The sequence below is a fragment of the Ningiella ruwaisensis genome, from assembly GCF_004798935.1.
GTDB lineage: Bacteria > Pseudomonadota > Gammaproteobacteria > Enterobacterales > Alteromonadaceae > Glaciecola > Glaciecola ruwaisensis.
In genome coordinates this window covers 153,802-169,607 of the sequence record NZ_RAHT01000007.1, presented here as the reverse complement: position 1 = coordinate 169,607, position 15,806 = coordinate 153,802, and the positions used below count along the sequence as shown (strand labels likewise).

At 43.7% G+C, this 15,806-nt stretch carries 10 protein-coding genes; 4 read left to right on the top strand and 6 right to left on the bottom strand.

The window, feature by feature from the left end; all coding sequences use genetic code 11:
• Positions 1-60: 60 nt before the first annotated feature.
• Positions 61-2,622: a S9 family peptidase gene (locus tag D6V41_RS14865; protein WP_136252324.1), complete on the top strand. Its 2,562-nt coding sequence runs from the start codon at positions 61-63 to the stop codon at positions 2,620-2,622.
• A gap of 417 nt (positions 2,623-3,039) precedes the next feature.
• Here D6V41_RS14865 and D6V41_RS14860 read toward each other — a convergent pair whose 3' ends face one another.
• The 4 genes from D6V41_RS14860 to rrtA all read right to left on the bottom strand — a co-directional run bounded on the left by D6V41_RS14860 (position 3,040) and on the right by rrtA (position 8,834).
• Positions 3,040-5,727 carry a helix-turn-helix transcriptional regulator gene (locus tag D6V41_RS14860; RefSeq protein ID WP_136252323.1) on the bottom strand — a complete coding sequence of 896 codons (2,688 nt, stop codon included), beginning with the start codon at positions 5,725-5,727 and terminating at the stop codon, positions 3,040-3,042.
• 82 nt (positions 5,728-5,809) lie between these two features.
• Complete coding sequence (locus tag D6V41_RS14855; RefSeq protein WP_136252322.1) at positions 5,810-6,994, bottom strand: serine hydrolase domain-containing protein; 1,185 nt, start codon at positions 6,992-6,994, stop codon at positions 5,810-5,812.
• A 68-nt stretch (positions 6,995-7,062) separates the two neighbouring features.
• Positions 7,063-7,977 (bottom strand): tetratricopeptide repeat protein, encoded by a 915-nt coding sequence (locus D6V41_RS14850; protein ID WP_206663267.1) that lies wholly within the window; start codon positions 7,975-7,977, stop codon positions 7,063-7,065.
• A 221-nt stretch (positions 7,978-8,198) separates the two neighbouring features.
• A complete protein-coding gene (gene rrtA / locus D6V41_RS14845) occupies positions 8,199-8,834 on the bottom strand; it encodes a rhombosortase (protein WP_168711053.1) in 636 nt (211 codons plus the stop codon).
• A gap of 163 nt (positions 8,835-8,997) precedes the next feature.
• Between rrtA and D6V41_RS14840 the strand changes: the two genes are divergently transcribed.
• Together D6V41_RS14840 and ggt are read left to right on the top strand one after the other, a co-directional pair.
• Positions 8,998-9,750, top strand: a complete 753-nt coding sequence (locus tag D6V41_RS14840) for an enoyl-CoA hydratase (protein ID WP_136252320.1) — start codon at positions 8,998-9,000, stop codon at positions 9,748-9,750.
• Between the two features lie 149 nt (positions 9,751-9,899).
• Positions 9,900-11,738 (top strand): gamma-glutamyltransferase, encoded by a 1,839-nt coding sequence (gene ggt, locus D6V41_RS14835; RefSeq protein ID WP_136252319.1) that lies wholly within the window; start codon positions 9,900-9,902, stop codon positions 11,736-11,738.
• A 96-nt stretch (positions 11,739-11,834) separates the two neighbouring features.
• Here the strand turns inward: ggt and D6V41_RS14830 are convergent, their stop codons facing one another.
• The gene (locus D6V41_RS14830; protein WP_136252318.1) at positions 11,835-12,287 is read right to left on the bottom strand and encodes a hypothetical protein; all 453 of its coding nucleotides are present in this window, start codon (positions 12,285-12,287) and stop codon (positions 11,835-11,837) included.
• Between the two features lie 240 nt (positions 12,288-12,527).
• Between D6V41_RS14830 and D6V41_RS14825 the strand changes: the two genes are divergently transcribed.
• Positions 12,528-14,570, top strand: coding sequence for a TonB-dependent receptor plug domain-containing protein (locus tag D6V41_RS14825; RefSeq protein ID WP_421907815.1), 2,043 nt, complete (start codon positions 12,528-12,530; stop codon positions 14,568-14,570).
• 93 nt (positions 14,571-14,663) lie between these two features.
• On the opposite strand, the gene cysK is transcribed toward D6V41_RS14825, so the two are convergent.
• Positions 14,664-15,629 (bottom strand): cysteine synthase A, encoded by a 966-nt coding sequence (gene cysK / locus D6V41_RS14820; RefSeq protein WP_136252316.1) that lies wholly within the window; start codon positions 15,627-15,629, stop codon positions 14,664-14,666.
• Positions 15,630-15,806 lie beyond the last annotated feature (177 nt).

Genomic DNA, 15,806 nt, shown 5'->3' with positions numbered 1-15,806 from the left:
CGAAAAGAATTTGATAATGTAAGGCGTGTATTAATCTATCAACAATAAAAACGAGCTTTTATGAAAACAGCCAAAATATCACTCATTTTTCTTGCCGTTAGCGCACTGGGCGCATGCACTGCCACAAGCAGTTCAAGCAACGGACTTCCGTCTTCTGGTGCTAATACGCAAGCTTCTCAATCTGCGTTGACTTCTCCCCACCCAAGGCAGACCATTACCCAAACCGAAACTCTGGATCAACCTAACCAGCAAGTTGCGGTATCTTTAAGCCTTGAGCAAATTATGTCCGATCCAGATTGGCTTGGTCGGCAACCGGAAAACCCTGCTTTTTCACCTGGTGGCGTTTACATCACCTATGCTCGAAAGCAAGAGGGGTCAATCAATCGCGATTTGTTTATTACCAATGCTGGATATGGCAACGGTAATAAGGCCTCGTTAGCGACAATTCATCAGTACAATTATGACGAGTACATCGACGACAAAGACTTTGATTATTTTGCCTGGATTTTTGAGGGCGATGTATTTGCACAAAAGCGTGGAAGTGATGAAGTTATCCAATTGACTCGTGATACCGCTCAGGCAAAAAATTTAGCCTATTATCAAAATAACAGCCAGGAAAACGGCGTTTCCTTCCAAGTTGGCAACAGCTTTTATGCGATAGATGTAGACAGCGGTAGATTTAAACAGGTGCTAAGCTGGGAATTTGCGGAAAAACCTCAAGCAGTTAAAGCACCAGAAGATTATCTCGCTCAGGAGCAACTAAAGCTCATTGAATATGAAAATGTGCAGCGCAAGAATCGTCAAGATAGAGAAAACTTACAAAACGCACTGAAACAGGCTAACGATGCGGTTATGTCTGCAGAATTCTACTTCAATAAAGATCATACAAACGTGCTTGCGAGTCTCTCACCTGATGGACGCTATGCAATTATTGTCACGCGTGAAAATAAACCCTCGCGAAGTGACAGTGACATCATGCCAGACTATATTGAAGAAAGTGGCCGAATCGTTGCTCAGGCGGTAAGGCAGCGCGTAGCGGATGCACAGCCCGTTTCCCACGATATTCACCTTGTAAATATTCAGACAGGAGAAAGCCATCAAATCTCTTACAATAATCTGCCTGGCTATAACGAAGATGTACTGGAAGCAGAAAAACGAGAGAATGCAGAAGCGAGGGGAGAGACCTACGAAACGAATCGTTTACCAAGAGATATCGGTTTATTGTTTGATTGGTATGCTACCGAAATGCCGATTAGATGGCACGACAATGGTGAAGTTGTCGCGTTAATGCTGGAGGCCTGGGATAATAAAGACCGCTGGATAGTCACACTTGATCCAGATGGCGATAAGCGATTTGTGACGCAGCATCGCATGCATGATGATGCCTGGGTAAACTATCGTTTCAATCAATTTGGCTGGCTTGAAGACTCAGAAACCCTGTATCTGCTGTCGGAAGAGTCGGGTTATTCTCATTTATATCTTAAACCGCTCGATGGCTCTCTTAAACAAATCACCTCTGGGCGCTACGTGGTAGATGATGTGTATATTAGTCGCGATGATAAATATGCCTTTTACAAAGCCAATAAAAAGCATCCTGGTATTTACGAAATCTATCGAAGTGACCTGGCAAGCGGCGAGAGTATGGCGCTTACCGATTTAAATGGTATGACCGATTTTATAATGTCACCAGAAGAGGATGAACTCTTACTTACGCATAGTAAATTAACGATGCCTCCTGAATTGTATACCTTGCAGCTTGACGCAAATGCCGCTGCACAAGGACTGAGCCCTGAACGTTTAACAGATACCGTGAGTGACGCGTTTTTATCGATAGACTGGAAAGCGCCAAGCATTGTAGCGATTGAATCAAGCCATACCGAACAACCTATCTATTCGCGTGTTTATTTACCCGAGGAATCGGCAGGTGAGGCAGGTCAAAAACGCCGAGCGGTTGTGTTTAACCATGGCGCAGGTTACTTGCAAAACGCACATATGGGTTGGTCAAATTATTTTAGAGAATTTATGTTTCATAACCTTTTAATTGACCAAGGTTACGTTGTACTTGATATGGACTTCAGAGCTTCAGCCGGATATGGACGAGACTGGCGTACTGCGATTTACCGTCAGATGGGCACACCTGAAGTTCAGGATTTACGCGATGGTGTAAACTGGCTGGTTGAGAATGCGAATGTTGATCGCGAGAGAATTGGGACCTATGGCGGCTCATATGGCGGATTTTTAACCTTTATGGCGCTTTTCAACGAACCTGACCTCTTTCAGGCTGGAGCGGCCTTGCGACCGGTCTCAGACTGGGCGCATTATAATACGCCTTACACCTCGAATATACTCAATACACCAAGTGTCGACCCACTTGCCTACGAAAGAAGCTCACCCATTTACTTTGCAGAAGGGCTTGAAAAACCGCTTTTAATCAATGCGCCAATGGTGGATGACAACGTTTTCTTTGTGGATGTGGTTCGTCTTGTACAGCGCTTAATAGAGCTTGAAAAAGAGGATTTTGAGACTGCAATTTACCCTGTTGAGCCGCATGGTTTTGTGCAACCTAGCTCGTGGTTAGATGAGTATCGACGAATCTACAAGCTGTTTGAAACTAATCTTTAGTTCCCGAACCATCTTCGTTATTCCCGTACCAACTTCGTCATTCCCGTACCAACTTCGTCATTCCCGCGAAAGCGGGAAACCCATGAGATCACCGCTTGCGAGTTGATGACGTGAGGAGTTCCCGTACCATCTTCGTCATTCCCGCGAAAGCGGGAAACCCATGAGATCAACGCTTGCGCGGTGATGACGAGGGGAGTTCCCACACCAACTTCGTCATTCCCGCGAAAGCGGGAAACTCCATAAGATCACCGCTTGCGCGGTGATGACGAGGGGAGTTCCCACACCAACTTCGTCATTCCCGCGAAAGCGGGAAACCCATGAGATCAAAGCTTGCGCGGTGATGACGAGGGGAGTTCCCACACCAACTTCGTCATTCCCGCGAAAGCGGGAACCTCTATAAGGAACACAGCGGAAGCGCTAGTCTGAATTAAGCCAAGGTTCATTTTGCACTCGAAGCATAACCTCCACGCGATTTTCTACCTGCATCTTAGCGAGGATTGATGAAACGTGGTTTTCAATGGTGCGTTGAGAGCGTGACAAGGCATTGGCAATTTCCTGGTTGGAATTGCCTGCGACAATAAGTTTTAAAACAGCCTGTTCTTTTGCAGTCAGTCCAATAGGGTGTTGCCTGCTTTTTGCGTAAGGACCTCGTTTTTCTTTTGGTAATAAATGATAGTAATCCTTGAACTGTGCATGCTGTTTTAAGCGTATTAATCCCGCTTTAGCATGCATACTGTTAAGCAGTGCAGATAAACGCATGCAGATCTCGGCATTGGGTACTAAAGTTTGGCGAATAAGCCCTTTAAGCAATGCCAGTGCAGCATTAAAAGGCATGCCCAAAGACTGCCAGCGGTCAAAAGCAAGCTCTGCATCGTCTGCCAGTTCCGCTTGATAGGCAGCAGGGAGGTTTTTGCGTAAATTATTTTCTTCAAAGCCTTCTGGTATATCCAATCCCATGAAATATGCCCATGCCAGCAGCTCTCCAAGTTGCCAACTATTCATAATTGAAGGTGCTAATTTGAATAAGTCTTTGATGTATTGTGCCGCATACTCGTGCTGCTGGTTCAGCCATGCCCACTCAATAATTGCCAGTCGAGTGGGAATAAAATACTGAGGTTCATCAATTGCCATTGCATTATTATGCGCTTGTATAAGTAATTTTTCAGCATCGGCACTCGCTAAACGAGACCTTGCTCTTGCTAATACAATGAGCGCGGGCAATTTCATCAACATGGTTTGGTTTTCGAGTTCTTGAACACCTGCCGCAATGGTTTGTGCATCCACTATACGACCTTCTTCAAGACGAAGCTGTGCCTGAATTCCTACCAGATAATATGTCCATGCGCTGAGATCGTGAGACACATCATACTGAATGCCTTGAGTGATAATACTTTCGGCAAGTGCCAAGCGTTTAAAGCGCACACTGTAGTCGGCATAATTCGTGTAGACCCGTGCTGCCTCCTCGTGCATAGCATGCTGTTTAGCGAGTTGTAAACTCTCTTGAATTAAAGCTTCTCCCTTAACATCGCCTGTCATTAAAAGTGCAGTGCCTATGTTTGTGAGCGCATGTACTTTGACTAAGGGTTGCCTAAAGCGTCTTTCCAATTCAAGGGCCTTATTCCCCCATAGTATGGCCTCTTCGGTGCGTTCATTGAGCATATCGAGCTGAGAGCGCATTGAATACGCCATTGCCAGTTCGCTTCCGGCAGGAAGTTGTTCAAAGGTTTGTATAGCCTCGTTAGCGTAATGCTCAGCACGTTCTGCTTTACCTTGATACCAATACAAACGCGATAAATAGCGCAAGTTTTCGCCAATTTTATCGATACGATTTAAAGCCCGCCATAATGTGATTGCACTGCGTCTTGCCTGTATTACACTTTCGTTCAAATGCTTGGTAAGACCTGTTTCGTACGCCCAGTTTTCATATAATTCCGCCGCAAGTTGCGTGTCAGCATATTCAACAAATCGCAGCGCTTTTTCATAGTAAGAGGCGGCTTCTTTATGAGCACCTAAGCTTGCGGCATTGGCTGCGGCCAAATTAGCGTACTTAAGCATACTTGTTGCATCTTTCGCGCCTTCTGCATGATGCGTAAGCCAGGCTAAATTATCTAAAAGCTTTAAATCTTCTAGACTCGATAGTATTTTTTTATGCAACGCTTTTTGTTGGTGTAAGGAGAGTTTTTCTAGCGTCGCTAATCGAGCTAGCTCGTGCACAAATCGAAGATCCCCTTTACTGTCAAACTGCAGAATTTTTCGCTCAATACAGGCAGTTGACAGGCGCTGTGCCTGATTTTCGAAAAGATGATCTAACAAAGCCAGTGGCGCGGCGTAGGGAATAAGGCTCAGCGTTTGAATAAAAGCTTGTTCTTTACAGGATAAATGACTGACGCGTTCAACAATGGCGTCGCAAACCGAAGAGGGGATGCTGTTTGGACTTGTGTCGGTATTTGCCAGAATTTCGGTGACAAAGAACGGATTGCCAGCCGTGACCTGATACAAATTTTTGGCATCATGACCGCTGCTTTGCGCTAATTCTTCAACGCTTTTGAGGCTTAAAGGCTCTAGCAATATTCGTTTAGTGTGGGCAGAGGGGAAAAGATTAAGCAAAGTACGAAATGGATGTTCGGACGTAATGGCTTCGTCTCGATAACTCAAGCACAGCAAACAAGGCATAAATGCAATTCTTCTTACCAGAAACTTAAGTAAGTCTAATGTGGCATGATCAGCCCAATGTAAATCCTCAATCACAATAATCATAGGTGATTCGAGTTTTTCAAGCTCCTCATATAAGGCGTGAGCTAACTTGCTTGATAATGCATTTATTTGTTTATTATTAGCTGTGCTTTCGAGTAATTCACTCCATTTTCCTAAAATAACATGACTCAGGTCATGCAGGGGAGAAAATGGTCTTGGTGTAAACAGCGGATCGCAACCGCTCCATACCGTTTTAATGTCACTAGATAAGCGATACCGCATCTGTTCCAGAAGGGATGTTTTGCCAACTCCGGCCTCGCCACTTAATAGAACAACTTTCCCAGACCTTTGCAGATCTTGAGCAATGTTAGACAGTTGGCTAAGCGCTTGCTCGCGCTCTAATAGCGGCATAGTGGCTCTATCGTGTAGTGTGTTGAGTACATTCTACTCATCAATCCATCAAAATTTTTAAATATTTACCAACACGCCCTAATCAGTCTTCAAAAAACCAGTTTTTGATTATTGTATTGATGCTACGATCAGCAGATACGTTGCTACACATAATAATACTGGAGAACTCGTGTTCCGGATAACGTTCATATAAAATCATAGCCCCTAGCCATCCGCCTGAATGATAAACCCGCTGGCCGTATTCGCTATTGGTAATAAATTGCCCATTGGCATAAAAGATTTTTTGATCGCGCTCGTTGGGTACAGGCAACTCCGTGTTTTTTTGCATAAAGGACTGCATGAGAGAGTGAGGTTCCTTTCCAAGAACAGGTGAATAAAACTGCGAATCCCAGATATACATATCCGCTATTGTTGTATGCAATCCACCGTCACCCACCCAAAACAAATTGGTCATATTGTTCTCGTATTCGCCATCTGAATTTTTGATATAACCGTAAGCACGATTTGTGACCAGTTCGTTGGGATCATCTGCAAAGAAAGTATCTTTCATGCCAAGAGGTGTGAATATTTTCTCATGACTAAATTCTCTTAAGGTTTTGCCAGTAACTTCTTCAATTAAAATTGCCAACAGCACGTACCCCATGTTGCTATATTGCCATTTGGTATCTGGCTGATGCGTAAGTGGTAGCGTTTTAACGATATCGTGAAACTCAGCAACGCTTAAATAGTCTTCATTACCAATTCGAAACGGATGACCTGAAACGGCTTTAAGATTAAGGGAATTGGAAGGTTTATCATCGTCGTTTTCGATGCCGTAAGTCGATATGAGATCATAGTCGCCCATGCCAGCGGTATGTCCAATAATACTATTGATTGTCACTGGAAATTGGTAGTCGGGTAAGTCTTTCACATATTTTCGAATGTCGTCAAAGAGATTGATTTTACCTTCATCCGCCAAAAGCAAAACCGCCATCGCAACAAACTGTTTTGATACTGAGGCCATCCTATGCACATTGTTAGCTGACATTGGTACATTGAGCTCTGCATTGGCCAGGCCAAATCCTTGCTGGAGCAGAATTTCGCCTTTTTCAAAAACACCCACTGAACAACCAGGCTCGTTCTCAGGTAGTTTTTCTGCAATGAGTGAGCGCAATTCGCTAGTATTCGGTGATAGCGCAAATGAAGCCTTGCTGACTAACAATATAATCAACACAAATAAAAATAATAAGAAGCTTTTCCCGAGGTTTGACAATTTACGGTTGTGCATAGGCATCCATAAGAGCACAAGACTAGTGTCACATTAGACGAGATTAACCAAAATCTCAAATAGACTTACTATCTGCTCGATTTCGCTCCGCTCATTAATTCAGTTACGCTACTTGCCTGAGGATCGTCACTTGGTGACTTAGACGCGCATAACCCGCTTTCTGCACAGCTCACTCCACGTATTCTGCTGCCAACTGAATTTCGATTAAATTTTCCGCTTTCGTTCAAATCCTCCACAAGGCCATCTAGCATGTTTGCTAGTTCAATTTTTTGGCCTTCTACTTCAATCACTTCAATATCTTCAACGCTTTTCAAATCAGCAACTAGGTCTCTATTTAGATCTTTGCTGTCTAGCTCTTCTATTACTTGTACTAAATAATCTTTTGCTTTTGGATGACGCGCCATCACTAAGGCTTTGTATAACTTTCCAGCGCCACTTAAGTCTTGTTCAGTAACCGTGCCGCTTTGCTTAAGCCTTGCCAATAAAAACATGGAGTCCATATGCTTTTGCTCAGCAGCTTTTTCAAGCAAAGCTATGGCGCCAGACAAGTTTCCTGTTTGCTCTGAATTAAGAGCTTGCAGGGCTTTCTGATACATTGCTGGTGCGTAAGCATAATCAACAGCGCGGGATAATAAGCGCTGAGACTCTTCGATATCTTGTTCTAATACAAAGCCGCTGTTTAACCAGTCGGCCATTAGGTACGTAGCCACCGGATCTCGAAAACGAACGCCCGATTTTACAAAATGCTCGGCTTTTTCATGATTCAGCTCTAATCCGTCACCTGAGGCGTAGGCCATTGCAACAAAAGCAGCAGCTCGACCGCTTCCATTTCGAGCAAGTTCTGTGAGGTTGCGCATTTCAGCCTTGCATGCATCGTCTTGGCAGTATTTTTGTTGAGCGAGGCCTGCCGTTGAAACGTTTGTGTAAAATAACGAAACAATAACAAATAGCGTACTGGCGCAGATGAGATATAAACGTTGCATGAGTTTTCCTTTATCAAGCGGCCCTAACTTAACTAATAAACAATACAGCAATTAACAATACAATAATGAACGTTAAGGAAATAAACCAGAAACATTTAAAGTCTTAACAGTCATACTCACTTTTGGCGAATTTCGATTTTGAAAATGACAGAATTTACTCGCTTCACTATATTTTTGCTTTGCTGCACTTAGTTGAAAAAATAGCCAAAGCTTTGTAAGAATCATTTCCTGCGATTGAATTGATTGGTTTGGATAGACACCGAGGCGGATATAATAAGCCCCGCAATAAACCCACAAATCGCGCCATACAAATGCCCATCGACGGCTACATTAACGTCAATTAATGCTGCGGTATCGGCTGTAGAGCCTCCCATCTGCTCATAAAAAAGCTTTGCGAGACCGATACCCGCAAGTGCATAGCTTGATACTCGCCTTGATTGCAGATCAAATACCAGTGCAAAGGTAAACAGTCCGTGGAGGGTTCCCGACAAACCTGCATACCAAGTAATATCGGTAAAAGCAAGCAAGCATATAGACAGGCCCACTGTGCAAAAGGCAATAGCAAATAAAGTGCGCACGAGCCGTAAGTGCTCATAAAACAATAAATAGGTGATAGCCAGTCCACCCATGTTTAACAGCAAGTGCCAGGAATTGGTATGGATAAAATGCGCCGTGACTAATTGATAGTATCTGCCGTTGGTAATAGCGTCAGCGCGTAGCGCAAGTTGCTCAATGTTCAGTACATTGAAAAAATGACTTAAATAAAAAAGCACGATACACAAAGCGCCAAGCGCAACAGCCACCGCAAATGTCGCGTAATTTGCCGCGCATGAACGATGAGGTAGACGAGACGGCAATATTCTTTGCTTGACTTGATGCTTTGATGTATTTGGGATCTTGGTCACTGGTTAAATTAGCATATTAAGAAAACAATAACGAAAAGAATAAACGTGTCTTTTGGTTAGCATATCGCTACACTTTACCTTAATTTTTTCCAACTGTAAGCGTTTAAAGGCAAGCATGATAAATACTCAAGTTGTAGATCAAATCCTTATAATCAGTATCAACCGTTCTGAAAAGAAAAATGCACTTGTACCTCAAATGTATGAGGATATGGCAATTGCATTAGAAAATGCACCAGATAGCGACGTAAAAGCCGTTTTAATTAAAGGTAGCGGTGGCTGTTTTACGTCGGGTAATGATGTAAGTGAGTTTGTTCAGGCAAGTGACAAAAGTGAGGTTAATGAAACCTATCGTTTTATGCTGGCATTGTTGAATTGTCCAATTCCGGTGGTTGCAAAAGTAGAAGGGCTGGCAATTGGTATTGGAACAACACTGCTGTTGCACTGTGACTTTGTGCTAGCACATGAAAATACAAAATTTGCTATGCCGTTTATCAATCTGGGCTTAGTGCCAGAGTATGCATCCAGTTACATCATTCCGCGAATTGGTGGTCATTTATTGGCTTCTGAATTACTAATGCTTGGTGAAGTATTTGATGCACAAAAAGCACTTAAATGTGGGCTTATCAATGGTATCTATTCAGACGAGCTAGGCGATGCAACTGCAGATTTACTGGCAAAACTGACCGCTAAACCGAGTGAAGCCTTACGGCAAACCAAAGCATTGTTAAAGTACAACAAGGCAGATATCAAAGCGCATATTGACGAGGAGTTAAAGTGGTTTGTTAAGGCGATGCAGAGTGAAGCTGCTAAAGAAGCCTTTTCTGCCTTTTTAGAAAAGCGCCCAATTGATATGAAAAAGTTTAAATAGCGTTGTATTTTTACCTCATAAAGATGTTTTGCCGGGCACATGAATGTGTGCTATCAAGCCTTGAGTTTAGGTTACTCAAGTATTCAAGGTAATTTCAAAAATCGAACTATACATAATAATATGACAGCTAATATGCAAGGAATATAACTATGACTAAAAAATCGTTAACCTTTTTGCCAACGTTAACAGATTTTAAAAAATCTTCTTTAAATCAGAGCCTAACTGCTTGCTTTAGCTCAGTGTTGCTGTCGGTTTCTTTGTCATTTTGTGTAAGTATCACCACAGTTAATGCACAGCAGCAGGTGTGGGAAGATAGAGAGCCTGAGGCAGCAACAGGACGTTACCAAAAGAAAGCAGCTCGTGCCGATAACTTCATGGTGTCGGCGGCTAACCCTCATGCAACTAAGGCCGGTGTTAAGGTACTTAAGCAAGGTGGAAGTGCTATTGACGCAGCCATTGCCGTTCAGGCGATGTTAACGCTCGTTGAGCCTCAGTCGTCTGGTATTGGTGGTGGCGCATTTATTCTTTACTGGGATAACGAAAGCAAACAGCTTCATACTTACGACGGGCGGGAAGTTGCGCCAAAAAATATTACGCCAGATGTCTTTTTCAAAAATGGTGAGGTGATGTCATGGCGCGAATCGGTGGTTGGCGGTAAATCTGTAGGTGTACCGGGCGTATTAAAGGCTTTGGATTTAGCGCACCAAAAGCATGGAAAACTAAAATGGGCAAGTTTGTTTGCTGATACCATTGCGCTGGCTGAAAACGGGTTTGAAGTATCGCCTCGGCTTGCAGGCCTTCTGGCACGAGACTTACATCCTGCCGTAAATGAGTTTGCGCAAACATCTCAGTACTTTAAACCCAATGGCGAATTTTTAAAAGCAGGGCAAATTCGTAAGAATCCGGCCTTAGCCAGCACCTTGAAAGAAATAGCAAAGCAGGGCGCTGATTATTTTTATTCAGGTCCCCTGGCCGAAAAAATTGCTGAAGCGGTGCGTTTGGCGCCCACTAATCCCGGGATGATGAGTACTTCCGACTTGAGAAATTATCAGGCAATCGAACGATTACCCATGTGCAATGGGTATCGTACCCATACAGTTTGTGGAATGGCGCCACCAAGCTCAGGCGGAGTAAGTGTTTATCAAATTCTTCATGGGCTCTCGCAATTCGAACTTAGCAAATATGAACCAGACAGCCTTGAATTTGTGCATCTGTTTAGTCAGGCCAGTGCATTGGCTTTTGCTGATCGCTCCGTTTATTTGGCCGATCTAGACTATTTAGGACTATCTGCACAGCCTTTGGTGGCTGACGATTATCTTAAGGCACGACAAAGCCTTATAGGTTTGGATAAAAGCTTTTCACAAGCCATGCCGGGTGAGCCCTACAAAGCGTATGCGCTAACGCCAGCTAAAGACGATGCATACGAACTTAATTCAACCAGCCACATTGCGATAGTTGATGCAAAAGGAAACGCGGTCTCAATGACGACAAGTATCGAGTTTATGTTCGGCTCTGGGATCATGGTTGAAGGTTTTATGCTTAACAATCAGCTTACCGACTTTTCATTAAGCCCTGAAAAAGACGGACAATTGGTTCTTAACAGAGCACAACCTGGTAAACGCCCTCGCAGCAGCATGTCACCTACTATGATTTTTGATGAAGCGGGTGAGTTAAGTCTGGTAATCGGTTCACCAGGCGGCAGTCGCATCATTAATTACGTGGCGCAAGCCATTGTTAACGTATTGGATTATAATATGGATATTCAGGAGGCGATTAGCTTTGCGCGATTCACAAATCGCAATGACTATACCGCGCTTGAAAAAGGCAGCGGTCTTGAACCACTTGAAGCCCCGTTGACTGAGCTTGGCCATGATGTTCGTATCATTGATTTAAATAGTGGCATTCATGGTATTCAAATTGACACTGAAACTGATACGCTTATTGGTGGCGCTGATCCAAGAAGGGAAGGCTTAGCCTCGGGTGAGTGAGTAATCGAAATACAAGAGCCGCTTTGTGTTATAAAGCGACTCTTGTTTCTTCTGTAACTTATTGCTTCTGTGACTTATTTCTCAGGAAGTAAGCGACTAAGGAATAGTGTTACGCACATCTGAAACCAACCACTTCCCCGACTCACGCACCATGGAAATCGTTTTTAAATCCACTTTTGGTTCTCGGTTAAATTCACCGGTAATCTTCACTTCCACTTCAGCTTCTTTGATTTGGTCTGAGTAAATTAATGTGCCACCTGCCATCGGCTCAACATTCATGCTGTCGAGGCGAAGGTTTAGAACATGCCGTTGGACATTTTTAGGGGTGTGATGATTTCGAATGATTTTGCCGAAGTGTTCGGTAGAGTTATTAATCGCTCGGTCGAGTGTTTTATCATTATAAATAGAACGCACAAAAATAACTGCCGCGTATTGTGGTGTTTCTGTGCTCATCATGCCATAACGCCCAGCTGATATGGCTTCGTCTTCATCACTTGTGCATGCACTTAAAAAAATGCCGCCTAAAAGCAGTAAAAAAAATTGTTTCATAAATGGCAATACCTCTTCTTAAATAAGGTATCGACAGGGCAGGTAAAAGTATAAGTTTTAGTTTTAGAAAAAATTAGGAAGAAGTCAAATAATGAAAGGCATAAGAAGGTGAAAAAAAGGCGATAAAATCTTCTGATTTTTCTGTGCATGAAAATTCTCAGGTTTTACTATGAATATGCTAGGCTACGCGCCTAAATAATGGCTTTAGTAATATAGAGGGTGATTTTTATTTTGCGTGCAATAGCGATTTTTGTTTTACTTTTATTTTATTTTACTCCCGTTTGTGCAAATCAGCCTGAAAAAGCGCCTGAGCTCAAAGAAAATACACATGAGCATGAACACGAAGCGAGCGATGAACATGAGCACGAACATGAGCATGAACACGAGCATGAACACGGTGTAGAGACCATACGGGTTGAGTCTACTCGAAGCGGACGCAATGTCAGCGATGAGCCTGTTCGTGTAGAGGTAATTAATAGCGAAGAGCTGCAAGAAAAGGCCATGATGCGACCGGGAAATATTTCGATGTTAGTGGCCGAAACAGGCGGCGTTCGAGTGCAAACTACCTCTCCGGCGCTCGGCAGTGCCAATATTCGCTTGCAGGGTTTATATGGCCGATATACGCAATTGTTGAATGACGGTCTACCGCTTTATGGCGGGCAGGCTGCATCTATTGGGCTATTGCAAATCCCGCCGACCGACCTGGCAAGAGTAGAAATTATCAAAGGGTCTGCATCCTCTTTATATGGTGGTTCGGCCATGGGGGGAGTAATTAATCTGATATCACGCAAACCTTCTGATGATGCAGAAGGTGAAGTGCTTGTTAACGCTACCACGGAAGATGGACAGGATTTTACGACCTATTTTGCTTCGCCGCTTTCTGATACTACTGGGGCTTCGATTACAGCAGGGGCCCATCATCAAGCTGTTCAAGACTTCGACGACGATGGCTGGATAGATATGGCAGGATATGAACGCTACACTGCGCGTCCTCGCCTCTTTTGGGAAGGTGATAATGGAACGAATGTTTATGTAACGGCCGGCGTAATGCGAGAGAATCGTCGCGGTGGAGCATTAGATGGCGCAGTGACTCCAGCAGGTAGTGCCTTTCAGCAAAATCAGGACAGTGAGAGGTTCGACACGGGGCTAATCGCATCTGGTGCGCTAACTGAAAATTTAAGTTGGAATGCCCGTGCTTCTGCAATGCTTCAGCAACATGAAAAGCAATTTGGAGAAGCAAATGATAAAGATGAGCATGAGAGTTATTTGCTTGAAAGCTCTGTATCGGGCTATACCGACAAGATGCAATGGATACTGGGAGTAGCGATGCAGTCAGAGCGTTTTGAGTCTGAAGTCTACCCTGCGTTTAACTATCGCTACGATGTTCCGGGTATTTTCGGTCAAACAGACTATGCCCTGTTTGACGATGTTTCTGCATCGCTTAGTGCCCGCTTCGATGATCATAGTGAATATGGCTCTCAATTTAGCCCTCGCGTGTCGCTCTTATACAGTCCGCATGATTTGGCAATACGAGCTTCTTATGGGCAAGGGTATTTCGCTCCCACCCCTTTTGTTGAAGAAATAGAGGCAGCAGGTTTATCTCGGCTTGCACCACTGATGGGCTTGCAAGCTGAAGAGGCCGATACAGCTTCGCTTGATTTTAGCTATCAGTTTGACAAGCTAGAGACGCATTTAAGTTTTTTTGCATCAAACATTGAAGGGGTCACCAAACTCGAAGCATTTTCTTCTGATGTTTCTGTCAATGATCAAGCAAGCTTTGATCGCGTCCGCCTTATAAACGCTCAGGGAGAGTCGCGCATTCATGGTAGCGAGTTGTTACTGAGATATAAGTACCAAGACTTTAAAGTCACAGCCAGTTATTTGTTTTTAGATGCGACTGAATATGATGAAACGCTCGGTCAACGACAGGAGATCAAGCTTAGTCCAAAACACTCTGCCGGCTTTGTTGCAATGTGGGAAAGGCATGGTGAATTCAGGGTCGGATTTGAAGCTTATTACACGGGTACACAGCGCCTTGAAAATAATCCTTATCGGGATAAAAGCAAAGCATACTGGCATTTAGGCTTGTTAGGCGAAAAAACCTTTGGTCAATTCAGTTGGTTTATTAACTTTGAGAACTTGTTGAATATTCGCCAGACAAAAGAAAACCCGCTTGTCTTGCCAATGCGCTCAGCTGATGGGCAATGGACAACTGATATCTGGTCCAGAAATGACGGTTTTATTGTGAATGCAGGCGTGAGAATTCGATTTGGTGCTCATTAGTGGCTGTATATCGAGGGTGTAGATAATAAAAAAGCTCAAAACGGCTAGCGTTTTGAGCTTTCATAAGCACTGTTTTATTTTGGCAAATCGAAGTTATTGTACTTCTTCAAGCTCTGAGAACTCTCCGGCAAAAAGCGGGCTACTTAAATAACGCTCTGTGCCTGAAGCAAGTAATACCACAATGGTTTTATCTTTGTTCTCAGGACGCTCTGCATAGCGTTTTGCGGCAACAACGGCTGCACCTGAAGATATACCGGCCAAAATCCCTTCTTCTTTCATCAAGCGACGGCACATTTCAAAGCATTCTTCATTACTAACGCGCTCCACTTCGTCTATGAGACTTAAATCGAGGTTGCCCGGAATAAAGCCAGCGCCAATACCTTGAATTTTGTGAGGAGCAGGGGTCAAATCTTCACCGGCTAAAGCTTGTGTTATAACGGGTGAATCTTCTGGTTCAACGGCTACGGTTGTTATGGCTTTACCTTTGGTATGTTTGATGTAACGAGATGTCCCCGTTAAGGTACCGCCTGTGCCTACACCCACAACAAACGCATCAATTTCGCCATTGGTGGCATCCCAAATTTCGGGACCGGTGGTTTTTTCATGAATTTCAGGGTTGGCAGGGTTTTCAAATTGATGCATAGGAACATACTTGCCAGGGTTTGCGTCCATCAACTCCTGCACTTTACCTACAGCGCCTTTCATGCCTTTAGGCGGTTCAGTTAATACTAGATTCGCGCCAAGCGCCTTTAAGAGTTTGCGACGCTCAAGTGACATGCTTGCAGGCATAGTCAGCGTGATTTTATACCCTCGAGATGCTGCAACAAAGGCTAAAGCAATGCCGGTATTCCCGCTAGTCGCTTCAATAATTTCTTTATCTTTGGTTAATATGCCTCTTTTTTCGGCGTCCCAAATCATATTAGCGCCGATACGACATTTGACGCTAAAACTTGGGTTGCGGCTTTCAATTTTTGCATATACATTGCCCGAAACCACGCGGTTAAGCTTTACTAGTGGAGTATTTCCGATGGAAAGTGAGGCGTCGTCAAATACAGTCATCTTGCAGCATCCTATTATCGTTATGTTTTATCAATGGATATTGATAAACTTTAGTGTTGTGTTAATCGTAAGTCTACTATCATACGAGATGTTCATCATACGGACGTCACATTCGTAAACCAGTAGACCCTACTTATCTAAGCATTATTACGGAAAAGGCAAAAAAACAAAGTGCTT